This is a genomic window from Rhodococcus sp. 06-235-1A (assembly GCF_002258785.1).
Taxonomy (GTDB): Bacteria; Actinomycetota; Actinomycetes; order Mycobacteriales; family Mycobacteriaceae; genus Rhodococcoides.
In genome coordinates this window covers 75020-97823 of record NZ_NOYI01000023.1, presented here as the reverse complement: position 1 = coordinate 97823, position 22804 = coordinate 75020, and the positions used below count along the sequence as shown (strand labels likewise).

The window sequence follows — 22804 nt, the reverse complement described above, 5'->3', positions numbered from 1 at the left end:
CTCCCCGCCGACACCCGAGTCAACACCGGACACGGAGACCGAACACGCATCGGCGACGAAGCACCACACCTCGAGGAATGGATCGCCCGCGGCAGCTGAATTCCGACACTGCGGTAGTTCGCCTGCCGCATTCGAGGTGGTCGGAATGAGACAGTGGTGGGACGCCGGAGCGTGTGCTGCGGCGTCCCACCGACCCGAAGAGGACGTCTTGTGAGCCCCGCCGCACGCAGAACCCGCCTGTCCATCGCCGCGACCTCGGCAGCGATCGCAGCTCTTGTGCTGGTCGGTTGCAGCTCCACCGTCACTGGAACCCCCGAACCCAGCGCAGGCGGTACCACGTCGTCGTCCCAGTCCGGCGTCGATCTGAACGCTTTGCTGATCGACCCGTCGACGTTCCCGGCTCCGTACGACGCCCTGGTGTTGCCCGAGCAGGCAATCTCGCAGGCTGCTCCCGATCTCAGCGGAATACCGGCCGGAGCGGAGGTCAGCCCAGCTGGATGCAAGCCCGCCGATCAGGACTTCGGCCCCACCGGCACAGCCATGATCGTCGGCACCGACAACGACAGCCGGTCCACCATCTCCATCGAATTGACCGCAGTCGACGAGCCGCTCTCGGCGCGCAAGGAGCAGCTCGAACAATGCGGTGAGGTGACGGCCAGTAAGTCCGGCGCAACCTCGACGGTGACCTCCACGTTGACCCCCGCACCTCCGATCGATGCGGACGACACGTTGGCCGTCCGGCAGACGGTGGTCTCGGGAGCCGGCGGCGACGAAGTGACCCAGTCGATGTTGACGCTGATGGCACAGGTCGACGGAGTTCGAGTGTCCGCCACGTTCATGTCGTTCGGTTCCGAGACGCCCGACGCGATGACGCTGGACGAGCTGTTCACGTCGGCAGTGCAGAAGGTCGAACAAGGATGACGCGGCGCTAGCAGGAGGCCCCGACACGCATCGGTCGGCACGTGCTCGCGGGCCGCCGTTCGTCCACAGGACACGCGTTGTCCACAGGGCACTTCGAAACCCCAGGTCGTGCCGAGCCCGGTGAAGAATGTGCCCACCAGAATTCGGGTCATGTACTCACCGACGAATTCCCACGACGATTTCGACTCACGACATCGCGTACGCCTCGGCGACGCGAGCGAGCTGATGGCAGCGGTCCCGGCCATGCTCGGATTTCATCCACACCGTTCGATGGTCCTCATCGCGGTCAGGGACGGTGGTGCGAGTGTCGGCCCCACGATGCGTCACGACCTCGTGCTGGCCGGCGAGCACATAGACCGGCGCGCCGACAGCGGCACCAGGGCAACCCAGGAGATGCTCGACGTCATCGGCTACCTCGCCGGTTATTGCGCGTCGGAGAACATTCCCGCTGTGATGGCGGTGTTCGTCGACGATCGGCTCGACCGAACCGTCAGGAACCCGCTTCTGCTCGACGTCGAGGCGTTGGCGGGCGAGCTCGTCGCCACCCTGGGATCGTTCGGGGTGCAGCTCAGCGCTGCCCTTGCAGCGTCGGAGATCGCCGATTCCGCCACATGGTGGTCGGTGTGCGGACCGCAGCGGTACGGGCTGATGTCCGATCCGTCGGCGTCACCCCTGACGGTGGCTCGCGTGCTGGACGGCTACTCGGTTCGACGGTCCAGGCGCGAACTGGCCGACACCATCGCACCGGGCCCGGAGCGCACGGTGCGGGCGGTGGCCGCCGAGATCTCGCGACTCGGTCGTGAGAGCGCCCGGTCTCGTACCGACCAGTTGACGTCCGTGCTCTCGTACGTCGCGCGGGCCCCGTACGACTCTGTGCTGGACCCGGTCGACATCGCGCGGATCGCAGTCGCGATCCGCGTGGTTCAGGTTCGCGACGCGCTGCTCGCCTTGACCCTCGGCGACGACGCGGGGTTTGTCGAGGAGTTCTGGGCGATGATCTCCCGTGTTCTTCCGAAGCGAGAAAGGGCAATTGCTGCAACGCTTCTGGCATTCAGTGCGTATGTGCGCGGCGACGGACCGATGGCTCGTATCGCGATCGATGCTGCCCTGGAGGCGGACGAAAACTACAGCCTGGCGCGATTGCTGGACAGATCTCTCAGTGCTGGTGCCGGCCCCGAACTGGTCCGCGAAGTCGCTGAGAGTGGGTTCGGCTGTGCGCGTGCGTGCGGCGTTCGACTACCCGGCGATCCATTCGGTCGACGGTGACGGCACTGTCAGCGCATCAGTGTGCGGCGTGGGAACGATCGCCCAATTGCTGCAGGAACGCCCAGGCATCGGCCACGATCCGATCGAGATCGGTGAGCTCCGGCGACCACTTCAGCTCTTCCATTGCTCGTGCACTGGAGGCGATCAAGACGGCCGGATCGCCCGCGCGCCGGGCAGCGTGTTCCACGGCGATGGGCAGGCCGGTGACCTTCTCGCAGGACGAGATGACCTCGCGCACAGAGAAGCCGGTGCCGCTACCGAGGTTGTAGATGGTGTGCTCACCCGGTTGTGCCGCGTCGACCGCAAGAATATGCGCCTCGGCGAGGTCGGCGACATGGATGTAATCCCGGACGGCCGTGCCGTCGGGAGTGGGCCAGTCGGTGCCGAACACCGAGATCTTCTCGCGCTGCCCGAGCGCGACCTGCAATACGAGTGGAATCAGATGGGTCTCGACGACGCGATTCTCTCCGAATCCGTTGTACGCACCGGCGACGTTGAAGTAACGGAGGCTGGTGGCGGCGAGACCGTACGCCGACGCATAGGACGTGATCGCGTGATCGATCGCGAGTTTGGTGGCACCGTAGGGATTGGTCGGCCGGGTCGGGGCATCCTCGGTGATGGGCGTCTTCTCGGGTTCGCCGTACGTGGCGGCGGTGGACGAGAACACCAGTTTCGGGGTGCCCGATTCGCGGATGGCGTCGAGAAGGGCCAGCGTGGTGACCACGTTCCCGCTCCAGTACTTGTCGGGCGCGACCACCGACTCGCCGACGAGGGACTGGGCGGCGAAATGCAGCACGGCGGCGAACCCGCCGCCGGTCAACACGTCGGCAGCCACATCTTTGATGTCACCCTCGACGAACGTGGCACCTCCGGGCACGGCGTCCCGGTTTCCGGTGGACAGGTTGTCCACGACGACAACATCGTGACCACGCTCGACGAGCACGGCCGCACACACGCTGCCGACGTATCCCGCACCACCGGTAACCAGAAGCTTCACTGCTCGTTCTCCCTCACACGCGTCCGATGCCGTCGTCGATGCGAGGTCAGACCTTCTTCACCTGGACGGCATGCGCCATTTCGTCGGATATGTCGACACCGCTGTGCCCTGGCACCGTGATCGTGACCGATCCGGGCTTGACCTCGACTGTAACCCGAGCATCGGGCACCACGCCTGCCTCGCGAAGCTGAGCGATCACCTCGGGATCGGACTGCACGTGCTCGGCAAGACGTCGCACGACGACGGCGGTCGGCTGGCCGACCGGCACGTCGGTGAGCCGGATGAGAGCCTCGGGGGCAAGTGTCGACTGACCGAGACCGAGTTCTTCCAATCCGGGGATGGGGTTTCCGTACGGCGACGTTGTCGGGTTGTTCAGCACGGTGACCAGACGACGCTCGACTTCCTCGCTCATCACGTGCTCCCAACGGCACGCCTCGGCGTGTACGTCTTCCCAGCGCAGACCGATGATGTCGACCAGTAGCCGCTCGGCCAAGCGGTGCTTGCGCATGACGGCGACTGCCAGGCTGCGGCCCTTCTCGGTCAGCTCCAGGTGCCGGTCGCCGGCAACGGACAACAAGCCGTCGCGCTCCATCCGGGCAACGGTCTGGCTGACGGTCGGACCACTCTGCTCGAGCCGCTCGGCGATTCGCGCGCGGAGCGGAATCACTCCCTCTTCTTCCAAATCGTAGATCGTCCGGAGGTACATCTCCGTGGTGTCGACCAGATCCTTCACACTCAACCCCTTCGTCGGGTTCGATCCTACCGGCAGCGCCCCGAAATCGGCGCTGCACCCAGCCGCAACGGGCGCGGCGCACCACAACGGTGTCGGCAGTTTTCCATGGCTTCTCACAAGGGGACGCAGGGCACAACGCCGGAACCCGGCAACACCATCCCGTCCGGCAACGTAGTTTTGTCCGTATGTCTGACAAGGCGACACGCGCCGCCGCGTACATCCCCGACCGCCCCGAGGACATCGTCGTGTGGAGCGCGGACTACCTCGGCTACCGGTGGAGCGACGACCACCCGATGAACCCCACCCGACTCGATCTGACGATGGCCCTCGCCACCGACATCGGCGTGCTCGCGGGCGTCGAACTGGTCGAGCCCGCCGCCGCACCGGATTCCGAGCTGCTCCGGTTTCACACCAGCGCCTACATCGAGGCGGTCAAACAGGCACCGTCGCAGGGACCGGCTCTACGCGATCCCGACGACGTCGTCCACGGACTCGGTTCCGACGACAACCCGGTGTTCCCGCAGATGCACGAGGCGAGTGCCATGCTCGCCGGTGGGTCGTTGGCCGCCGCTCGCGAAATCGCGTCGGGTCGTGCTCGACGCGCGGTGAGCATCGGTGGCGGCATGCACCACGCCATGGCCGACTGGGCCTCGGGTTTCTGTGTCTACAACGACGCCGCGATCGCCATCTCGTGGTTGCTGGACAACGGGTTCGACCGAATCGCCTATATCGACGTCGATGCTCACCACGGGGACGGCGTCCAAGCGGCATTTCTCGGTGACCCGAGAGTGCTCACCGTCTCACTGCACCAACACCCAGCGACGCTGTGGCCGAACACCGGATGGTCCACCGAGGTGGGAACCGAACGCGGGGAGGGGACCTCGATCAACGTTCCGTTGCTGCCCGGCACCGCGGATCGGTTGTGGCTGCGCGCGTTCCACGCGATCGTGCCCGGCGCGATCGCGGCGTTCGGGCCCCAGATCATCGTCAGCCAATGCGGAGTCGACAGCCACCGCGAAGATCCCCTCGCAGACCTCGCCCTGACCGTCGACGGCCAGAACGCTGCATTCCTGGCCATGCGCGATCTGGCGGACGAACATTCCGAGGGTCGGTGGTTGGCCGTCGGCGGTGGAGGGTACGGCTTGGTGCGCGTTGTTCCGCGGTCCTGGACGTATCTGATCGCTGCCGCGCTCGGCCGAGAGATCGATCCTATGTCGGCGCTGCCGGACACCTGGCGCGAGCGAGTTCGCACCATGGCACCGAGTGTCGACCTGCCACAGACCATGGGTGACGGGGGAGACGTCGACTACCCGGCGTGGGACGGACCCGGTGGATCTCTCGCCGGAACCGAGGGCACCGACAGGGCTCTCGAACGCGTCGATTCGGCGATCATCGCTACCCGTCGAGCAGTGTTCCCACTGCTCGGACTCGATCCGGAGGACCCGCGTGACTGAACCGACCGACAGCTCCTCGGCCGCAGAGCCGGCCGCTGCGGCGTCGGAACCGACCGATAAGGACCTGGCGCGAGAGCGTGCGGAGACGTCGTTTCCGCGACATTGGGTTGCCGACGTCCTCACCTCCGACGGCGGCGTGGTTCACCTGCGTCCCATCGTCCCCTCCGATTCCGAGCGCATCGTCGCCTTCCACGGACGGCTGTCCGAGCGGACGAGGTACCTCCGATATTTCGGTCCGTACCCCACGATGCCTCAGCGTGACGTGCTCAACTTCACCACCGTCGATCACCACGATCGCGTTGCGTTCGTCGCAGTACTCGGCGACGACATCATCGCGGTCGGCCGGTACGAACGTCTGCCCGAGGGCGACGGCAACTCGGCCGAAGTGGCCTTCGTCGTTGCGGACGCGCACCAGGGACGCGGGCTCGGACCGATTCTGCTCGAGCATCTCGCGGGAGCGGCCGCCGAGAACGGCGTGAACATGTTCGTCGCCGAGGTGCTCGCCGAGAACCGGAACATGGTCACCGTCTTCCGCGAAGCGGGTTATCAGGTCAGCCGGTCCTTCGAGGGCGGAGTGCTGCGGCTCGAATTCGCGATCGATCCGAGTGAAGCGTTGCTCTCGGTGCGCAATTCGCGTGAGCGCGCCGCCGAGGCCCGCAGCGTGCGCAACGTGCTCAGCCCCCGATCGGTGGCCGTGATCGGAGCATCGACGGACAGCTCGAAGGTCGGCAACGCCGTTCTCGCGAATCTTCTGGCCGGCAATTTCACCGGTCCGGTCTATCCCGTCAACGCCGATCATCGTTCGGTCCGAGGAGTCCGCGCCTACGCCACGGTGCACGACATCCCCGACTCGGTCGATCTGGCGATCGCAGCGGTTCCCGCCGACGCCATCGACGCGGTACTCGACGACTGTCTCGACAAGGGCGTCAAAGCTTTGCTGGTGGTCTCGGGTGGGTTCGGTGAGACCGGACCGGCCGGGCAGGAGAGCGAGCGCAGGCTGGTGCTCGCGGCTCGTGCTCATGGAATGCGGTTGATCGGGCCCAACGCTCTCGGTGTCGCGAACACCGATCCCGAGTTCGGTCTGAACGCCACATTGGCCCCGCATCTGCCCACCCCGGGCAACGTCGGGTTCTTCTGTCAGTCCGGCGCGCTCGGCATCGCGATTCTGGACGAGGCCGCCAACCGCAGGCTCGGACTGTCGACGTTCGTCTCCGCGGGCAACCGAGCCGATGTATCCGGCAACGATCTACTGCAGTACTGGGACTCCGACCCGGCCACCGAGGTGATCCTGCTCTACCTGGAGAGCTTCGGTAACCCCAGGAAATTCACCAGGATCGCGCGCAGGGTCGCCCGCAGCAAGCCCATCATCGCGGTCAAGAGCGGACGCGGTGCCGTTCCGCCCGCACATGCCATCGGTGCCGACATCGACGACTCGATCGTGCGCGCACTCTTCGCGCAGGCCGGCGTCATCCAGGTCGACACCATCTCGGAATTGTTCGACTGCGCGGTGCTTTTCGGAAACCAGCCGCTGCCGGTCGGACCGAGGGTGGCCGTCGTGGGAAACTCGACGGCGTTGGGCGTACTGGCCGTCGACGCCGCCCGGGCCAAGGGTCTGCATGCGAGCAGCCCGATCGACGTCGGCCCGCAGGCCGGTCCCGAAGAGTTCGCCACGGCCGTGTCGTCGGCACTGGCAGCGTCGGACATCGACGCCGTGATCGTCGTTTTCGTGCCCCCGGTGGCGGTCGAGGTGGAGCCGTTCGCGACCGCATTGGGCAATGCCGTCCGAGGGTCCGACAAGCCCGTGCTGTCGACATTCCTTGCCACCGAAGGTATTCCCGACGTGCTGGCGGTCCGTGGACCGGGTGGGCATCCGGTTCGAGGCTCGGTGCCCTCGTACTCGAGCCCGGAGCGAGCGGTTGCGGCCCTGGCCGCGGCGTGGCGCTACTCGTCGTGGCGTGCGCGACCGGTGTCGAATCTGGTCCGGCCCAAGAGCATCGATTCCGAACGCGCCACCATGCTGGTCGAGGGATGGCGTTCGGCGAGCAGTCGTGGGCGCTGGCTGTCGGATTTCGAGACCGCTGAGCTGCTCGCCTGCTACGGCCTGGACGTCGTGGCGTTTCGCATCGTGACCGACGAGGACGAGGCCGTCGCCGCAGCAGACGAACTGGGGTACCCGGTAGCAGTCAAGGCGACGGGGGAGCGTTGGCGGCACCGGCCCGATCTCGGCGGAGTCCGCCTGGACATGGCCGACGCCTCGGCGGTGCGGGTGGCGTACCGAAACCTCGCTGCAGACTCGGGCGAGCCGTTACTGCACGTTCAACGCATGGCGGTCAAGGGCATCGGGTGCGTCGTGCGCGTGCAGGACGACCCGTCGTTCGGCTCGCTCATCTCGTTCGGTCTGGCCGGGGTGATCTCGGATCTGCTGGGCGACCGCGCGTATCGAGTACTTCCGCTGACCGAGGACGAAGCCGCACAGCTGATCGACGCGCCGAAGGCGGCTCCGCTGCTGTCCGGTTATCGACATGCGGTGCCCGTCGACAAGAAGGCTCTGATCGATCTGGTTCAGCGAATCTCCGCACTGGCAGAAGACATCTCGGATATCCGAGAGATCTCGTGTGAGCCGGTCCTGGCATCCGCCGACGGCGCGCAGATCACCGACGCGCGGGTGCGTATCGGTCCAGAGCCCACCAAAGCCGATCTGGGTCCGCGTCGACTGCGCTGAGCGGACGGGCCACGAAAAAGCGGCAGCCGAGTCGACGTCCCCGAGGGGGAGGAAACGTCGGCTCGGCTACCGCGTGAGGTGGCGCTAACAGGGATGGTCACCGCTGCTCCACCGGTCGGTGGTCGGGGTCAGCTGGCGTAGGAACGCAGCTTCTCGGCGCGGTCGCCCTGACGAAGCTTGACCATCACTTCGCGCTCGATCTGGCGGACGCGCTCACGGGAGAGACCGAAGAGCTTGCCGATCTGATCGAGGGTTCGGGGCTGCCCGTCGTCCAGACCGTAGCGAAGCCGAATGACCTGCTGCTCACGCTCGTCGAGGGTGCCGAGCACCACACGAACATCGCTGTGCAGCAAACCGGCGATGACGGCATTCTCGGCGGACGTCGCCTCGGAATCCTCGATGAAGTCGCCGAGAGGCGCTTCCTCGTCGCTGCCCACCGGCATGTCCAGGCTGACCGGGTCGCGACTGTGGTCGAGCAGATCCGCAATCTTCTCCACCGCGATACCCGATTCGCTCGACAGCTCCTCGTCCGTTGCCTCGCGGCCGAGCTGCTGGTGCAGCTCACGCTTGATCCTGGCCAGCTTGTTGACCTGCTCGACGAGGTGGACGGGCAGCCGGATCGTGCGGCTCTGATCGGCCATACCGCGGGTGATGGCCTGACGAATCCACCACGTCGCGTACGTCGAGAACTTGAAGCCCTTGGCGTAGTCGAACTTCTCCATCGCGCGAATCAGACCCAGATTGCCTTCCTGGATCAGGTCCAGCAGGGGCATACCGCGGCCGGTGTAGCGCTTGGCGAGAGACACGACCAGACGCAGGTTCGCCTCGAGCAGGTGGCTGCGTGCTGCGCTGCCGTCGCGAACGATGATGGCGAGGTTGCGCTTCTTGACTGCGCTCAGCCGCTTGGTGTTCTCGAGAACCTGCTTCGCGTACAGACCAGCCTCGATCCTCTTTGCGAGATCGACTTCTTCGGCAGCCGTCAGCAGTGCCGTCCGACCGATACCGTTGAGGTACACGCGAACGAGATCGGCTGCTGGGCTCTGGGCGTCCAGATCGGCATCGGTGGGCCGTGGACGAATCGTGGTGCTGGGGCTGGTCATGACTTGCCTCCTGGTCGGTGGTGTCTCACTGGGTTCAACGCTCGGGAGACTCCGATAAGTTCCCACGCCGATCCTGTGGACACCCGCGTGACCAGGGATTACGTCATGCTCGTCCTGAGAAGTTGCTGAGAAGTGAAGCCGCCGGGAACGGTCGCTCTCGTGGGGCGACGTCGGGGACTCATCGGGCCGGCAGAACCAAGCCGTGTCGGACCAGCCCCTGCATCATCGTCACTGCATGCACCGCCAGTTCCTCGGCGTCCTCGTCGTGCGCAGCAGCGAGCAACTCCACCAGTTCACCGACCGGCAGGCCATCGGGCCGAAGTCCGGCGAGCAGTGCAGCGCCCAGTTCGTCGATGTCGTGCTGCCACTGCGGCCCGTTGCCGCGATGGACCCGCACTGCCACCGGGTCCCAGCCCTCGTCGCCCGGAAGGTAGACGCGTTCGAGGGCGGTGTTCGGGTCGAGCATCAGCACCGAGTCGAGGATGTCGTGCTCCCGCAGCCAGTCCAGCCGCGCGAAGTACTCGATCGATTCGTTGCCCAGCGGGTCGGAGAAGCCGTGAGTGAGCTCCTCGGCGAGAAGATCGGTCGGCGTGTCGGTCCTGCGGAGATACACGAAGCCGAAACCGATTCCCTCCACGTCGGCGGCAGCGAAATGATCGAGCCAGGACTGTGCCACCGCGGCCGCGTCGGAATCGCGCGGGTCGAGTCCGCCGTCGCGCATCCAGGTACCGACGTAGAGCGCCGGATCGGCAACGTCACGCTCGACGACCCAGGCATCGACTCCGTGGGCCGGCAGCCACGACGCGACCCGCGCACGCCAGTCCTCGCCGCGGACGTGCACCCAGGACGCCAGAATGGCAGCCGTGCCACCCGGTTCCAGATGGTCCGGTGCCTGCCCGACCATCAGCGCGCTGGCACCGTCGAGGTCGAGACCGGAATCGCGGTACGTGTGCAGCACTTCGGCGCGGCCGACGACGAACGGTGGATTGGCCACGATGCGATCGAACCGACGCCCGGCAACCGGCTCGAACCACGAGCCGTGCAGCAATTCGACATCGAGGCCGTTCAGCGACATCGTCGCGGCCGCGAGTTCCATGGACCGTGGGCTGATGTCGGTTCCGGTCACCTGCGTGGCGTATCCGCACGCGTGAACGGCCTGGACACCGCAGCCGGTACCGACATCGAGGACGCTGGCGACCGGGGACGTGGGTGTTCCCCGCAGCAGGGACAGCGACGCCTGCCCGACCCCCAGTACGTGATCGGGTGCCGTCTCGGCGACGCGCATGCTGCCGTCCGGATCGGAGACGATCCACCGGGTGCCGTGGCCGGCATCGAGCGGTCGAATGTCGAGCAACGTGCGGACCGTCGACCCGGATCGGCTCAGGATGCCGGCAGCGACGGCGTCCGCGATGGTCAGCGGTGCGATGGCGTCGGCGACGTCGGGCTCGGGGCAGTCGTCGACGAGGAGGAAAAGTCGAACCAGCACTCCCAGTGGGCCCGATCCCTGGCTGGCGTTGCGGACCGGTACCGGCTCACTGCGCCCGAGTGCCGCGTGTGCGTCGGCACCGAGCAGTTCGAGCACGCCGTCGGCGTCGTACCCGATTCGCCCGAAAGCATCCCTGAGGTCGGAGCAGGCGGAGACGAGAAGGGACGTGGAGTCAGGTGCAGTCACGACGCAAGTGTCGCATCGGCTGTCTCGGTCGTGTCAGTCGTCGCCCGGTTCGATCACTCGGTGGTTACCCGATTCCAACTGCGGCGCGTCCACCGTTCGGTAGTCGTATCGGCTCATCTCGTCCTTCGTACGTGGCGGTCGATCGTTGGCGATCAACACCGCCATCCACGGTAGAGGGATGGACACTCCGACAATTGCCATGGAGATCCACGGATTCATCCACATTCCGTAGGCCAGGGCGGCCAACACCAACGCCGGGATGCGGAAAGACATGATGAACATGTACTTGCGTACACGCTTCTTGTGCTGCTCTTCGACCGACTGCTGTGCCTCGGTGATCAGGACAGGCCCATCCGGCGAGTCGCTGTACGCGCTGCCGTCGAACCCTGGGGTTCTCGTCATACCTCCACTGTGGCACTACCGCTCACAGAATGCATACGACGAGCTGTGGAACCGGTTACCCCTTGCCGAGGATTCACGGATTAATCTGTGTGCATGAGCACCCAGACGAAGGACCGTCCCGATATCGCACCGGACGAAACAACCGAGGACGACCGGCCGAAGTTCTTCCATTACGTCAAGAAGAACAAGATCGCCGAGAGTGCGGTGATGGGCACGCACGTCGTGGCCTTGTGCGGTGAGGTGTTTCCTGTCACCAAGTCCGCGAAGCCCGGATCTCCGGTCTGCCCCGACTGCAAGAAGATCTACGAGGGTCTGAAAAAGGGCGACTGACCCGTACCGTCGCCGCTGCTATTCGGCAGTCGGTGCCGGGCGATCCGGTCGACCTCGGTCGCCGGCGAGCTTGATCGGCCCCGTGGCCAGCCGTCGGGCCACCGCAGTCATCGGTCCCGACGGCTTCTCGTCGGTGGCTGCCTGTGCCGCGATCCACTCGCGCATCTGGTCCAGTCGAGTTGCCCGAGCGGGCCAGAACTCCTGGATCGTGGCGTTGAACTCGGCACCGAGAACGACGGCGAAACCGAGGAAGAACGTGAACAACAGAAACGCGATCGGCGTCGCGAGCGCGCCGTAGGTGTATCCGGTGCCCGTGACCCAGGTGAGGTACCGGCGCAGAACAGCGCTGGCGAGCATGAAGAACACGCCGGCCAACAGTGCTCCGCCGAGGAGCCGATGCCACGGCAGCGATCTGTGCAGGGCCAGCTTGTAGAGCGTCGTAAGGCCGATGATCAGCAGCAATCCGACGGCCGGGTAGTAGAAGAAGTCGATCAGCTCGCTGCCGACCTCGATCCAAGAATCCGGCAGCAACTGCTGCACGTACACCGGACCGAGGGCGACGAGCGGAAGCACGAATACCGCGACGACCAGGAATCCGACGTAGAGCAGCAGCGCGAAGAACCTCTGCCAGATGGGGTTTCGTGCGTCGGCCTGTCCGTGTGCTTCCACGATGGAGTCGACGAAGGTCGAGATCGCGGACGACCCGGCCCACAGCGACAGCAGGAAGCCGACGGACACGATCTCTCCGCTGCCCTGCGCGAGAACGTCCTTGACCGTCGGCGCGATGATCTGGTCGACGACACTGTTGCTGAACAGGGTGTTGCTGAACGTGATGATCTTGGATTCGATGATCTCGACGGTGTTGGGTCCGAACCATCCTCCGACGAATCCCAGACTGCCGAGCACACCGAGCAGAAGCGGCGGGAGCGACAGCGTCTGCCAGAACGCTGCGGTGGCGGCCTTGCTGAAGATCGAGTCGTCCCATGCTTTGCTCAGGGTGCGCAGAGTCACTTTCCACACCGCATGTATCGGCTTTCTCGCCGACAACCGTTCCGGTGTCGGAGTTGTGCCTGCAGACTCGCTCATGGTCCCTCCAGCATTCCTGACGAAAGCCGACTTCGCCTAACCACCGACGCGCCGTGTCGCATCCGACTCGCCCCAGCGATGCGGGATCGGTCGGTGTGGAGCGTTAGGCTCCTCGGCGGACACTGCAGGGCTACCGAGAGCGCGAGGAACTACATCGATGCCAGGAACCGGCGGCCAGTGAGCGCTGACATGTTCGATCCCACACCTTCTTCCGCAGAGCAGGCAGTTGCCCCCGCGAGCGGGGGAGCACCGCTGCGCGCGTGGCAGCGACGTGCGTTGACCAAGTATCTGGTTGCCTCGCCCAAGGACTTCCTGGCCGTTGCAACGCCCGGTGCAGGCAAGACCACCTTCGCTCTGCGAGTGGCTGCGGAGTTGCTGGCTCATCGGACCGTCGATCAGGTCACCGTCGTTGCGCCCACCGAGCACCTCAAGCACCAGTGGGCAGAATCGGCAGCCCGGGTCGGAATCGCCCTGGACTCCCGCTTCTCCAACTCCACCGGTCAGACGTCGAGCGACTATCACGGCGTGGTCGTGACGTACGCACAGATCGCCTCGCATCCGTTCAAGCACCGGGTGCGTACCGAAGCGCGCAAGACACTGGTGATCCTCGACGAGATTCACCACGGCGGCGATGCGAAGAGCTGGGGAGAAGGCATTCGCGAGGCTTTCGGCGACGCCACCCGACGTCTCGCATTGACCGGTACGCCGTTCCGTAGCGACGACAGTCCCATTCCGTTCGTCAACTACGAACCGGACCAGGACGGGTTGATGCGGTCCAAGGCGGACCACGCGTACGGGTACTCCGACGCGTTGGCCGACGGCGTCGTTCGACCGGTGGTGTTTCTCGCGTATTCCGGCGAGGCGCGTTGGCGAGACAGCGCGGGGGAGGAGTATACCGCCCGCCTCGGTGAGCCTCTCAGTGCCGAGCAGACGGCGAGAGCATGGCGCACAGCACTCGACCCGCAGGGCGACTGGATGCCCGCGGTGTTGTTGGCTGCCAACACCCGTCTGGCTCAGCTGCGTGCAGGCGGCATGCCCGACGCCGGTGGGCTCGTGATCGCCACCGATCAGACGGTGGCGCGGGCCTACGCGAAGCTCATCGAGGTGATCACGGGAGAGACGCCGGCCATCGTCCTCTCCGACGATCCCACGTCCTCGGCTCGGATCGCCGAGTTCGGCAAGAGTGACCAACGGTGGATGGTGGCTGTCCGCATGGTGTCCGAGGGCGTCGACGTTCCGCGTCTGGCCGTCGGCGTGTACGCGACCAGCGCGTCGACTCCGCTGTACTTCGCGCAGGCGATCGGTCGATTCGTGCGTTCGCGGCGTAAGGGGGAGACGGCGAGTGTCTTCCTGCCGTCGGTACCGGTGCTGTTGGATCTGGCATCTCAGCTCGAAGCGCAGCGCGACCACATTCTCGGCAAGCCGCACCGCGAGAAGGACGGATTCGACGACGAGCTCCTCGCCGATGCGAACAAGCAGAAGGACGAACTCGGCGAGGAGGAGAAGGCGTACACCTCCCTGGGCGCGGATGCCGAACTGGACCAGGTGATCTACGACGGTTCCTCGTTCGGCACCGCCACGTTCTCGGGCAGCGACGAGGAAGCGGACTATCTAGGCCTACCGGGTCTGCTCGACGCGACCCAGATGCGCGACCTGTTGCGTCAGCGTCAGCAGGAGCAGATCGACAAGCCTGCGGCCGGTCCGGCCGTTCCGGCTCCTCCCGTCGTCAACGACAGGGCCACCAGTGCGGGCCAGCTGGCCGGTCTCCGGCGTGAACTGAACAGTTTGGTTGCGGTGTACCACCACCGCACCGGTAAGCCGCACGGTGTGATTCACGGCGATCTGCGACGCATCTGCGGCGGACCGCCGACGGCTATGGCGTCGGCCGAGCAGTTGGGCGAGCGGATCGCTCAGTTGCGAAAAATGTAGAGCGCAGTTGCGAAAGATGTAGAGCGCAGTTGCGAAAGATGTAGAGCGCGCCCACGAAAAAACGGACGGTCCGAAGACCGTCCGTTTTTCGTGAGATTCGATCGTGGCGAACCTGTGTCCCCCGACGTCTCGGCGGATTACACCGTGGAGTCCGATTCGGTCATCACCGTTGCGTTCACTTCACGCAAACGGGCTTCGTGCTCGGCGGCGTGGTGACCGCAGAAGAGAAGTTCTCCACCGGTCGAGAGCACGACACGCGCGCGAGCCCCTGCACCGCACCGGTCGCACCGGTCCGCTGCTGTCAATTGTGGGCTGGTCAATGTTCCGGGCATGACTCCTCCGTACTGGCTTGCGGGTTGTCCCGTTCGCCTGGGGCCGGTCCGCCGCGTCGGTATGGCGCGGTTCGTTCACTCTGTCAGACGTATGGCGGTCACGCGTTGTTCCCGAGCGCGTTTCTTTGTGTTGTCACTAACACGAAACATGCCCCACGAGCAGGAACGTCCTCGACGCTGTTCGCTGAGAGCTGACTCGGGTGCACGCGAGTCGCGGCAGTAGGGTCGCCGATGTGGCTTCGACTTCCTCTTCGCTCTCCGGTGTCTCGAAGCTCGGTATTCCATCGCTGTTCGTCATCGGTGCCGTGTGCATGTACGTCGGTGCAGCGATCGGTGTCTTCCTTTTCGATACCGTCGATCCGGCCGCGGTCGCCTGGCTGCGTGGGTTCGGCGCGGCTCTGGTGCTGGTGCTGTGGCGGCGGCCGTGGCGGTCTCGAGCGGGAGTCGGCGGCAGTTGGACCGTGCGGCGAGTGAGCACGGCGGCCGCGTTCGGCGGCGCGACGATCGGCATGAACGCGATGTTCTACGAGGCGATCGCCAGGCTTCCGCTCGGCGCGGCGGTGGCCATCGAGTTTCTGGGGCCGATCGCCGTCGCTGCAGCCGGGTCGAGGAAGCCTGCGGATGTGTGTGCGCTGCTTCTGGTGATCGCCGGTGTCGGTGCCATCGCCTCTGCGCAGTTCGAGAGTGGCGAGGTAGGACTGGCGGGAATAGCGTTCGCGCTCGGCTCGGCAGCATTGTGGGCCGCGTACATCGTGCTGGGTAAGTCCGTTGCCGATGCCGGTCAAGGACTCGACGACATGGCGGCCGGATTCGGAATCGCGTCGGTGATTCTGGCGGTGCCGTTGTTCGGTCCGTTCGCAGTGGCGCATGTCGACGTGTTGGGAGACTGGCGAATCTGGGTTCTGGGGTTGGGGGTGGGTCTGCTGTCGAGTGTGGTTCCCTATGTTCTCGATCAGTACGTCCTGGTGCGGGTGGGTCGGGCTCGGTTCGCATTGCTGCTGGCACTTCTCCCGGCAACGGCCACCGTGGTCGGTGCCGTCGTGCTGACCCAGATTCCGACGATTCTCGAAGCGCTCGGGATCATTGCTGTCATCGCGGCAGTGGTGATCGGTGGGCTTCCGGCGCGCAGAGATCGCGGCGCGATGGACATTCCGCCTCCTTGACCCGCGCTTCACCCTGCAGAATGGAACGGTGACCAGTACGCCGGACGACCTAGTACACATCTGCACGGCAGGGGAGTGGCTGTCCATGCGCGGGCAGGCCTTGTACACCCCGGACTCGTACAACGACGTGGGTTTCGTTCACCTGTCGACACCGCAGCAAGTGCACCTTCCTGCGAACCGGTTGTTCTCGGGCCGTGAGGATTTGGTTCTGCTTCGCCTGGATCCGGCTCGTCTGAGTGCACCCGTCCGGTGGGAACCCGGCGTGCCGTCCGATCCGCGGTCCATGCTGTTCCCACATCTGTACGGACCGCTGCCGATCGCGGCCGTCACGGCGGTTCTCGACTACCGTCCCGGGCCGGACGGGACCTTCGGGACGCCACAGATCCAGTAGGCATGATTGCCGCCGACGACAACGACCGCCGATCTCGATGATCGGCGGTCGTTGTTCGCAGGGTCGGACGAATCAGTCCAGGTAGTCGCGCAGGACCTGCGAACGCGACGGGTGGCGCAGCTTCGACATGGTCTTGGACTCGATCTGGCGGATCCGCTCGCGGGTGACCCCGTAGACCTGACCGATCTCGTCGAGCGTGCGCGGCTGGCCGTCGGTGAGTCCGAAGCGCAGACGAACGACGCCTGCTTCGCGCTCGGACAGCGTCTCGAGAACCGACTGGAGCTGATCTTGGAGCAAGGTGAACGACACGGCGTCCACGGCGACGACCGCCTCGGAGTCCTCGATGAAGTCACCGAGCTGGCTGTCGCCTTCGTCACCGATGGTCTGGTCGAGCGAGATCGGCTCACGCGCGTACTGCTGGATCTCCAGCACCTTCTCCGGCGTGATGTCCATTTCCTTGGCGAGCTCTTCGGGAGTGGGTTCGCGACCCAGATCCTGGAGCAGCTCGCGCTGAATGCGGCCGAGCTTGTTGATGACCTCGACCATGTGCACCGGGATACGGATCGTGCGGGCCTGGTCGGCCATGGCCCGAGTGATGGCCTGACGGATCCACCAGGTGGCGTACGTCGAGAACTTGTACCCCTTGGTGTAGTCGAACTTCTCGACGGCGCGGATCAGACCGAGGTTGCCTTCCTGAATGAGGTCCAGGAAGGCCATTCCGCGACCGGTGTAGCGCTTGGCGAGCGACACCACGAGCCGAAGGTTCGCCTCGAGCAGGTGATTCTTGGCACGGTTGCCGTCACGGCAGATCCACGTCATGTCGCGACGCTGCGCAACGGGGAGCTTCTCGCCCTTTTCCGCGGACTCGCGCATCTTCTCCACCGCGAACAGGCCGGCCTCGATGCGCTTGGCCAGCTCGACCTCCTCCTCTGCGTTGAGGAGGGCAACCTTGCCGATCTGCTTGAGGTAGGCGCGGACGGAGTCTGCGGAGGCGGTGAGCTCGGCGTCCTTACGGGCCTGGCGAAGGGCCTCGGATTCCTCTTCGTCCCAGACGAAATCGCCCGACGCCTTGTCCTCGGCGGTCGGTTCGCTGGTTGCGTCCTCTTCGGTGTCGTCACCAGCGGCGACGACCTCGACGACATCGTTGGCGGCAGCCGCGAGGTCGCCCTCGGAGATGTCGATGTCCTCGATTCCGGGGGTGCTCTCGTCGGCGTCGTCTCCGGTCGCCGGAGTTGCTGTCTTCTTTGCTGCGGCCTTCTTCGCCGGTGCCCTCTTGGCCGCGGCGCGCTTGGCGGGTGCCTTCTTAGCCGGTGCCTTCGCGGCGGGTGCCTTGACAGCAGGTGCAGGTGTCGCAGACTCGGTTTCGGAATCTACGGTCTGACGGATATCGGTGGCTGCCACGTACGCCCTTTCGTGACGAAGTCGTGCGGCGTCACGCCAGAGTTGTTTCCGGCGGAGAGGTCTTCGGATTCGGCCGGCTGCGTACCGGCACACACCATTGTAACGACCTCTCAGGAGTTTGTTACCGACCCTCGCCCTACGCAGGTCGGAACGCCGCGTGTCAGTCGGCCGATCCTGCGGACGTGCCGGTCTCGGCGGACGGCACGGCGGTGTCCGCGGCAAGTGCGGCACCGACGATCCCGGCAGTGTTCAGCAGGGTTGCCGGAACGACCGGAGTGCGATTGGTCAAGTGCGGAATCCACTTCTCGCTCTTGCGGCTGATCCCACCACCGGCGATGAAAAGATCCGGCCACAGCAGAGCCTCGAACGTTTCGAGGACCTTCGAGACCTCCTTGGCCCATTCCTTGTAGGACAGCCCCTTGTTCTCCTTCACCGACGACGCCGCACGATGCTCGGCCTCCTTGCCGTCGATCTCCATGTGTCCGAATTCGGTGTTCGGCAGCAGAACTCCGTTGTGCAGCACGGCCGAACCGATTCCCGTGCCGAACGTCAGCAATACGACGACGCCGTCCTTGCCTTTGCCGCCGCCGTACTTGTCCTCTGCCACTCCGGCCGCATCCGCGTCGTTGAGCACGGTGATGTTCTCGGTGCCGATGGCCTTCGCGAACAACGCACGGGCGTCGGTGTCGATCCAGGCCTTGTCGATATTGGCTGCCGACCGAGCGACACCGTTGGTCACCACGGCAGGCAGTGTGACGCCCACCGGGCCGGTCCACTCGAAGTGCGCCACGATCTCCGCCACGGTTCGCGCGACGGCGTCGGGGGTGGACGGTTGGGGTGTCTCGATCTTGTAGCGGTCGCCGACGAGGTCCCCGGTGCTCAGGTCGACGATTCCGCCCTTGATGCCGCTGCCACCGACATCGACGCCGAATCCATGGCGCGCTGCCCCGGCGGTGGTGTTGTCCGAACCTGCCTGTGTCATGTGGATGCCGCTCCTGGCCCGATCGAATCCGTGTGTGGTGTGTTTCGCTCCGAACAATAGTGCCGTTTCGGTGTTCGCGGGACGGCGACGTCATCCCGACTCCTTGCGCCGGTCGTTGCAGTGGTGCTCGGCCGTCGGTATGTGTTGCGATGTACGCGTGCCGAAATCAGACGGATCGCAGAACGACACCGCCAGTACGCAATTGCCGGGCAAATCGGTGCCGACCGCAGGGTCGAGTACGGAATCGAACACGCGAGACGTGGACGTGCTGCACGAGGTCGCCGTTCGAGTCGCTACGCGAGCCGCCGAGCACGTACGCCTGCGGCGGCCCGAGGTCTTCGGCGGCGGTGCGGGCGTGAGCGAGAGCACGGGTGACAACGCGGTGCAGTCGAAGAGCACACCGACCGATCCGGTGACCGTCGTGGACACCGAAACCGAGCGCGTTCTGCGTGAGATGTTGGCAGAGTTGCGGCCGCAGGATGCCATTCTCGGGGAGGAGGAAGGTGCCGAGGACGATTCGGTCGACGGAGTGCGGTGGGTGCTGGATCCGATCGATGGAACCGTGAACTTCATGTACGGAATCCCGGCTTACGCGGTGTCGGTTGCCGTTCAGATCGACGGTGCCAGCGTTGCCGGGGCCGTTGTCGACGTCGCGCGCGAACTGGTCTACTCCGCCGCTCTGGGGCGCGGTGCCACGGTGCAGCGAGCCGACGGCACCCGGGAACGACTTGCGTGTTCGGCCGTCACCGACGTGTCGATGACGTTGCTTGCCACCGGATTCGGTTACGGCTCACGGCGCCGTGCAGTGCAGGGCGCGATCATTTCCGAATTACTGCCTCAGGTGCGCGACATCCGCCGGATCGGATCTGCCGCACTGGATCTGTGCATGGTTGCGTCCGGAGTGGTCGACGCTCATTTCGAGCACGGGCTCAGTCCGTGGGATTGGGCGGCCGGCGCGCTGATCGCGGCCGAGGCGGGCGCAGTGGTCAAGCTGCCCGCGGCGAACTCCACCAGCGCGCAGGGCGCGGCGACGGTAGCCATGGCCCCGGGGATCTCGGACGCCTTTCTCGCCGTACTGCGCAGCGCGGGCGCTCTCGATCCGATTCCCGGGTGACGCGTCGGCGCGACGTCAGCAGCGCGATTCGCGTGCGGCCGAGAGCAGATCGGGATCGAGGGGCTGGGGTTCGGCTCCGGGCGCTGCGCCCGCGAGTGTGCGCAGCACTTCCTCGGCGTCGTCATTGGGCTGAATTTCACTGAAGTAGGTACCCAGTGCCAGATCGACCGAGTCGTCGGTGCGGGAATCTTCGATGAGCTCGGCGCAGGGAGCGACCAGCCATACTGCGCTCGCCGCAGCGACGCCCGCGGCACCGAAGCGAATCTGGCCCTGGCACTGCATGTTCTGATCGACATAGACCGGATCGTTGCCGACCTGGACGTCCGGTGCACTTGCGAAGCCGTAGTCCACGAGTTGCGCGGCCACGAGGGCAGCCTGACCGCGCTCGCCGTTGGCGTTGAAGACACGCACTTTCGACGCGGACAGAGCTGCGGGTTCGACGTCGAGCAACGTTGCCGGGTCGACTTCGCCACCCAGCGGAACGGGCTGCGTTCCGTCGGTGGCGGCCGTGGTGGTCGGAGCATTGCATTCGGCGGTCGCCGACGTAGCCTCGGACGTGGTGAACACCCTGACCCATACGAGCACTCCGAGCAGCGCCAGCACCGTGAACACCGCGATGATGGGGAACGCCCGGCGACGGCGGAACGGACGACCTCGATCGTCGGCCGAGTGGCCTTCGGTGATCAGAGAAACCACAGTTGATCTTCGCCTTTCCGTCGGCAGTCGCCGAGAACTGTCACAGAGTCGGTCACACCGACGCGGTGCCTACTGTAGATGCCCGCGGTCTCCGAGTGCGGCACACTCGGCCGGACGCCCGTCGGATGTCATCCTCGATGCTTGATTCGGACCCGGAAACCGGCACGAGGATGAGTTCGGACGGCCGCGGAATGAACCCGAACACTCCGGTGTTGATGCGGCGTGCATGCAGGCAATGGACTCATCGGCGGTTCGGTTTCAACTTTGCGGCCGGCTTCGGCTATTGTCTGGCGGCCGCGGTGCTTCGAGAATCGGACGCCCGTGCACGATCGATCAGGTGAGCGAGGTCTCGATCGGGTTTCAACCGGCGAGTTCTGGGAACTACCCGGTGTAGTTTCGGGCACCGCGCGACGACGAACGATACGAACAGATACGAACATCGGTGGAAGCGAGCACACGCCCTCTTCACAGCCGACGGCCACAAGCCGACCACATCGGCAGCTTTCACCACACACACGCACGAAGATGAGGGGTACGAAGACAATGGCAACCGATTACGACGCACCGAGAAGAACAGAATCCGATGACGTGTCCGAGGATTCGCTCGAAGAGTTGAAGGCCCGACGCAACGAGGCCCAGTCCGCAGTGGTCGACGTCGACGAATCCGACACCGCGGAATCGTTCGAGCTTCCGGGTGCAGATCTGTCCGGCGAGGAGCTGTCGGTTCGAGTGGTCCCCAAGCAGGCGGACGAGTTCACCTGCTCCAGCTGCTTCCTGGTGCACCACCGCAGCCGACTGGCCAGCGATGCCAACGGCGTACTGATGTGTCGCGACTGCGCGGCCTGATCGATTTTGCACAGACCTGATCGACCGATTCGGGTCTGTGCCCGGCATTCGGCGATGGTCGGTCCGGGTAGGTGGTCAGCGCGCTTCGACGCCGTGCGCGGTCAACACTGCCAGCAACGCCTCGGGGCGTTTGGTGCTCACCAGCCAATACGGCGTCGGGTCGTCCGGGTCGTCGAGAACCACGATCACCATCTGTTTCACCCAAGTGCGGTGCTGTACGAAGGCCAGCGGATCCAGCTGCCTGCCCAGTGCCGCACTTTTTGCTGTCGCGGGCACAATCGCTGCCTTGGACGCGACGTCGAGTGGCAGATGCGCCTTCCCGACACGCAATTCCACGCCTGTCGAACCGGTACCAACGCTGTCGCCGACGACCTCGACACGCAGCCTGCTGAAGGCGAACAGCCCCCACGCGAGCAGAGGAAGCAACACGACGTAGGGAAGCCAAGCCCGGATACCCGGTGCGCCCATGTGTATCTCTGCCGCCAACAGCACCGCTACCGCAGCGCCGGCCGCCCACCACCAGATCGGCACCCAGAGCCGCTCGGAATACAGCACCGAGCCGGCGGGCGTGGTGGAGGGAGTGGAGTCGCCGGACTCCGAGTTCGCGTGTTCGGCCTGTCGATCTGCAGTCACCGGTCCCAGGGTAGTCGCCACACAGAGACACGAGCGGGCCAGCGTAGTCTCGTTCGACGTGAGCGACGAAGTCACCGATACCGGCAACGAACCGTCTGTCGACCGGCTCCTGCTGCCCGCTGTTCCTCTGTCCGAGGTTCGGGTACGTCGATTGGATCCTGACCTACCGGTACCGACGCGTGCGCACGACGGCGACGCTGGAGTCGACCTTCGGATCACCGCGGGGGTGACCATAGCGCCTGGTGAACGTGTATTGGTGGGGACCGGACTCGCGATCGCCCTGCCGCTGGGAACGGTCGGGTTGGTACATCCACGCTCGGGCCTGGCGGCGAAGTCCGGATTGTCGGTCGTCAACACCCCGGGCACCATCGACGCCGGCTACCGCGGCGAGATCAAGGTCTGTTTGATCAATCACGATCTGCACTCTCCGGTCGTGCTCGAGCGTGGCGATCGCGTCGCCCAGCTGATCGTGCAGCGCGTCGAGTTGGTGACGTTCGTCGAGGTCGACGAACTGGACGACACCGTTCGGGGGGCCGGAGGTCATGGTTCGACCGGCGGTCATGCGAGTCTGAAGCAGTGAGTTCGGCCACGATGTCAGCGGATGTCAGGAACCACGAACGCAACCGAGAAGAAG

Annotated in this window: 22 protein-coding genes and 1 pseudogene; 12 read left to right on the top strand and 11 right to left on the bottom strand. The window is 65.4% G+C overall.

Translation table 11 applies throughout. The annotated features are described in order from the left end of the window. The 3 genes and pseudogenes from CH275_RS30150 to CH275_RS22235 all read left to right on the top strand — a co-directional run. Nucleotides 1–99, top strand: a pseudogene (locus CH275_RS30150) (MBL fold metallo-hydrolase); the annotation flags it as partial. A 111-nt stretch (nucleotides 100–210) separates the two neighbouring features. Beyond that, a complete protein-coding gene (locus tag CH275_RS22240; protein WP_143546857.1) occupies nucleotides 211–921 on the top strand; it encodes a DUF5642 family protein in 711 nt (236 codons plus the stop codon). A 150-nt stretch (nucleotides 922–1071) separates the two neighbouring features. Further along, a complete protein-coding gene (locus CH275_RS22235; RefSeq protein ID WP_143546856.1) occupies nucleotides 1072–2187 on the top strand; it encodes a DUF4192 domain-containing protein in 1116 nt (371 codons plus the stop codon). Between the two features lie 16 nt (nucleotides 2188–2203). Here the strand turns inward: CH275_RS22235 and galE are convergent, their stop codons facing one another. Together galE and CH275_RS22225 are read right to left on the bottom strand one after the other, a co-directional pair. After that, the gene (gene galE, locus CH275_RS22230) at nucleotides 2204–3184 is read right to left on the bottom strand and encodes a UDP-glucose 4-epimerase GalE (protein ID WP_094680412.1); all 981 of its coding nucleotides are present in this window, start codon (nucleotides 3182–3184) and stop codon (nucleotides 2204–2206) included. A gap of 46 nt (nucleotides 3185–3230) precedes the next feature. Then, entirely contained in the window at nucleotides 3231–3917 is a 687-nt protein-coding gene (locus CH275_RS22225; RefSeq protein WP_094680411.1) for a metal-dependent transcriptional regulator, read from the bottom strand. Nucleotides 3918–4102: 185 nt separating this feature from the next. Here CH275_RS22225 and CH275_RS22220 point away from each other — a divergent pair, with 185 nt between their 5' ends. Together CH275_RS22220 and CH275_RS22215 are read left to right on the top strand one after the other, a co-directional pair. Further along, the gene (locus CH275_RS22220; RefSeq protein WP_094680410.1) at nucleotides 4103–5371 is read left to right on the top strand and encodes an acetoin utilization protein AcuC; all 1269 of its coding nucleotides are present in this window, start codon (nucleotides 4103–4105) and stop codon (nucleotides 5369–5371) included. Beyond that, nucleotides 5364–8093, top strand: coding sequence for a bifunctional acetate--CoA ligase family protein/GNAT family N-acetyltransferase (locus CH275_RS22215; RefSeq protein WP_373453735.1), 2730 nt, complete (start codon nucleotides 5364–5366; stop codon nucleotides 8091–8093). The genes CH275_RS22220 and CH275_RS22215 overlap by 8 nt, the downstream gene beginning before the upstream one ends. Nucleotides 8094–8221: 128 nt before the next feature. On the opposite strand, the gene CH275_RS22210 is transcribed toward CH275_RS22215, so the two are convergent. From CH275_RS22210 to CH275_RS22200, 3 genes are all read right to left on the bottom strand, one after another. Next, nucleotides 8222–9193, bottom strand: a complete 972-nt coding sequence (locus CH275_RS22210) for a sigma-70 family RNA polymerase sigma factor (RefSeq protein ID WP_032377730.1) — start codon at nucleotides 9191–9193, stop codon at nucleotides 8222–8224. Between the two features lie 178 nt (nucleotides 9194–9371). After that, nucleotides 9372–10865, bottom strand: a complete 1494-nt coding sequence (locus CH275_RS22205; protein WP_094680409.1) for a N5-glutamine methyltransferase family protein — start codon at nucleotides 10863–10865, stop codon at nucleotides 9372–9374. Nucleotides 10866–10898: 33 nt separating this feature from the next. Next, complete coding sequence (locus CH275_RS22200; RefSeq protein ID WP_094680408.1) at nucleotides 10899–11267, bottom strand: DUF3099 domain-containing protein; 369 nt, start codon at nucleotides 11265–11267, stop codon at nucleotides 10899–10901. 93 nt (nucleotides 11268–11360) lie between these two features. Between CH275_RS22200 and CH275_RS22195 the strand changes: the two genes are divergently transcribed. After that, nucleotides 11361–11597 carry a DUF3039 domain-containing protein gene (locus tag CH275_RS22195; protein WP_094680407.1) on the top strand — a complete coding sequence of 79 codons (237 nt, stop codon included), beginning with the start codon at nucleotides 11361–11363 and terminating at the stop codon, nucleotides 11595–11597. 18 nt (nucleotides 11598–11615) lie between these two features. Here CH275_RS22195 and CH275_RS22190 read toward each other — a convergent pair whose 3' ends face one another. After that, nucleotides 11616–12683, bottom strand: coding sequence for a YihY/virulence factor BrkB family protein (locus CH275_RS22190; protein ID WP_256991167.1), 1068 nt, complete (start codon nucleotides 12681–12683; stop codon nucleotides 11616–11618). 189 nt (nucleotides 12684–12872) lie between these two features. Between CH275_RS22190 and CH275_RS22185 the strand changes: the two genes are divergently transcribed. Next, on the top strand, nucleotides 12873–14612 hold the full coding sequence (locus CH275_RS22185) for a DEAD/DEAH box helicase (RefSeq protein ID WP_094680406.1): 1740 nt from the start codon (nucleotides 12873–12875) through the stop codon (nucleotides 14610–14612). Nucleotides 14613–14749: 137 nt separating this feature from the next. Here CH275_RS22185 and CH275_RS22180 read toward each other — a convergent pair whose 3' ends face one another. Further along, nucleotides 14750–14944, bottom strand: coding sequence for a DUF7455 domain-containing protein (locus CH275_RS22180; protein WP_032377734.1), 195 nt, complete (start codon nucleotides 14942–14944; stop codon nucleotides 14750–14752). A 233-nt stretch (nucleotides 14945–15177) separates the two neighbouring features. Between CH275_RS22180 and CH275_RS22175 the strand changes: the two genes are divergently transcribed. Further along, nucleotides 15178–16107, top strand: coding sequence for an EamA family transporter (locus tag CH275_RS22175; RefSeq protein ID WP_094680429.1), 930 nt, complete (start codon nucleotides 15178–15180; stop codon nucleotides 16105–16107). Nucleotides 16108–16135: 28 nt separating this feature from the next. Then, nucleotides 16136–16498 carry a DUF952 domain-containing protein gene (locus CH275_RS22170; protein ID WP_094680405.1) on the top strand — a complete coding sequence of 121 codons (363 nt, stop codon included), beginning with the start codon at nucleotides 16136–16138 and terminating at the stop codon, nucleotides 16496–16498. 72 nt (nucleotides 16499–16570) lie between these two features. Here the strand turns inward: CH275_RS22170 and CH275_RS22165 are convergent, their stop codons facing one another. Together CH275_RS22165 and ppgK are read right to left on the bottom strand one after the other, a co-directional pair. Further along, nucleotides 16571–17899: an RNA polymerase sigma factor gene (locus CH275_RS22165; protein ID WP_094680404.1), complete on the bottom strand. Its 1329-nt coding sequence runs from the start codon at nucleotides 17897–17899 to the stop codon at nucleotides 16571–16573. A 160-nt stretch (nucleotides 17900–18059) separates the two neighbouring features. Further along, nucleotides 18060–18881, bottom strand: coding sequence for a polyphosphate--glucose phosphotransferase (gene ppgK / locus CH275_RS22160; RefSeq protein WP_094680403.1), 822 nt, complete (start codon nucleotides 18879–18881; stop codon nucleotides 18060–18062). Between the two features lie 259 nt (nucleotides 18882–19140). Here ppgK and CH275_RS22155 point away from each other — a divergent pair, with 259 nt between their 5' ends. Further along, on the top strand, nucleotides 19141–19995 hold the full coding sequence (locus CH275_RS22155; RefSeq protein ID WP_256991171.1) for an inositol monophosphatase family protein: 855 nt from the start codon (nucleotides 19141–19143) through the stop codon (nucleotides 19993–19995). Between the two features lie 15 nt (nucleotides 19996–20010). On the opposite strand, the gene cei is transcribed toward CH275_RS22155, so the two are convergent. Further along, entirely contained in the window at nucleotides 20011–20691 is a 681-nt protein-coding gene (gene cei, locus CH275_RS22150) for an envelope integrity protein Cei (protein ID WP_094680402.1), read from the bottom strand. Nucleotides 20692–21234: 543 nt separating this feature from the next. Between cei and CH275_RS22145 the strand changes: the two genes are divergently transcribed. Next, nucleotides 21235–21537 carry a DUF4193 domain-containing protein gene (locus CH275_RS22145; RefSeq protein ID WP_027496891.1) on the top strand — a complete coding sequence of 101 codons (303 nt, stop codon included), beginning with the start codon at nucleotides 21235–21237 and terminating at the stop codon, nucleotides 21535–21537. A 75-nt stretch (nucleotides 21538–21612) separates the two neighbouring features. Here CH275_RS22145 and CH275_RS22140 read toward each other — a convergent pair whose 3' ends face one another. Further along, nucleotides 21613–22092 (bottom strand): DUF3093 domain-containing protein, encoded by a 480-nt coding sequence (locus CH275_RS22140; protein ID WP_094680427.1) that lies wholly within the window; start codon nucleotides 22090–22092, stop codon nucleotides 21613–21615. A 190-nt stretch (nucleotides 22093–22282) separates the two neighbouring features. Between CH275_RS22140 and dut the strand changes: the two genes are divergently transcribed. Then, nucleotides 22283–22750: a dUTP diphosphatase gene (dut, locus tag CH275_RS22135; protein WP_094680426.1), complete on the top strand. Its 468-nt coding sequence runs from the start codon at nucleotides 22283–22285 to the stop codon at nucleotides 22748–22750. Nucleotides 22751–22804: the final 54 nt, after the last annotated feature.

What these genes read in the sequence shown, in the direction of transcription:
- CH275_RS22185 (WP_094680406.1), top strand. Translation starts at nt 12,873, where the DNA reads ATGTTCGATCCCACACCTTCTTCCGCAGAGCAGGCAGTTGCCCCCGCG.
- CH275_RS22190 (WP_256991167.1), bottom strand. Translation starts at nt 12,683, where the DNA reads ATGAGCGAGTCTGCAGGCACAACTCCGACACCGGAACGGTTGTCGGCG.
- ppgK (WP_094680403.1), bottom strand. Translation starts at nt 18,881, where the DNA reads ATGACACAGGCAGGTTCGGACAACACCACCGCCGGGGCAGCGCGCCAT.
- CH275_RS22210 (WP_032377730.1), bottom strand. Translation starts at nt 9,193, where the DNA reads ATGACCAGCCCCAGCACCACGATTCGTCCACGGCCCACCGATGCCGAT.
- CH275_RS22200 (WP_094680408.1), bottom strand. Translation starts at nt 11,267, where the DNA reads ATGACGAGAACCCCAGGGTTCGACGGCAGCGCGTACAGCGACTCGCCG.
- CH275_RS22220 (WP_094680410.1), top strand. Translation starts at nt 4,103, where the DNA reads ATGTCTGACAAGGCGACACGCGCCGCCGCGTACATCCCCGACCGCCCC.
- CH275_RS22145 (WP_027496891.1), top strand. Translation starts at nt 21,235, where the DNA reads ATGGCAACCGATTACGACGCACCGAGAAGAACAGAATCCGATGACGTG.
- CH275_RS22195 (WP_094680407.1), top strand. Translation starts at nt 11,361, where the DNA reads ATGAGCACCCAGACGAAGGACCGTCCCGATATCGCACCGGACGAAACA.
- CH275_RS22180 (WP_032377734.1), bottom strand. Translation starts at nt 14,944, where the DNA reads ATGCCCGGAACATTGACCAGCCCACAATTGACAGCAGCGGACCGGTGC.
- CH275_RS22235 (WP_143546856.1), top strand. Translation starts at nt 1,072, where the DNA reads ATGTACTCACCGACGAATTCCCACGACGATTTCGACTCACGACATCGC.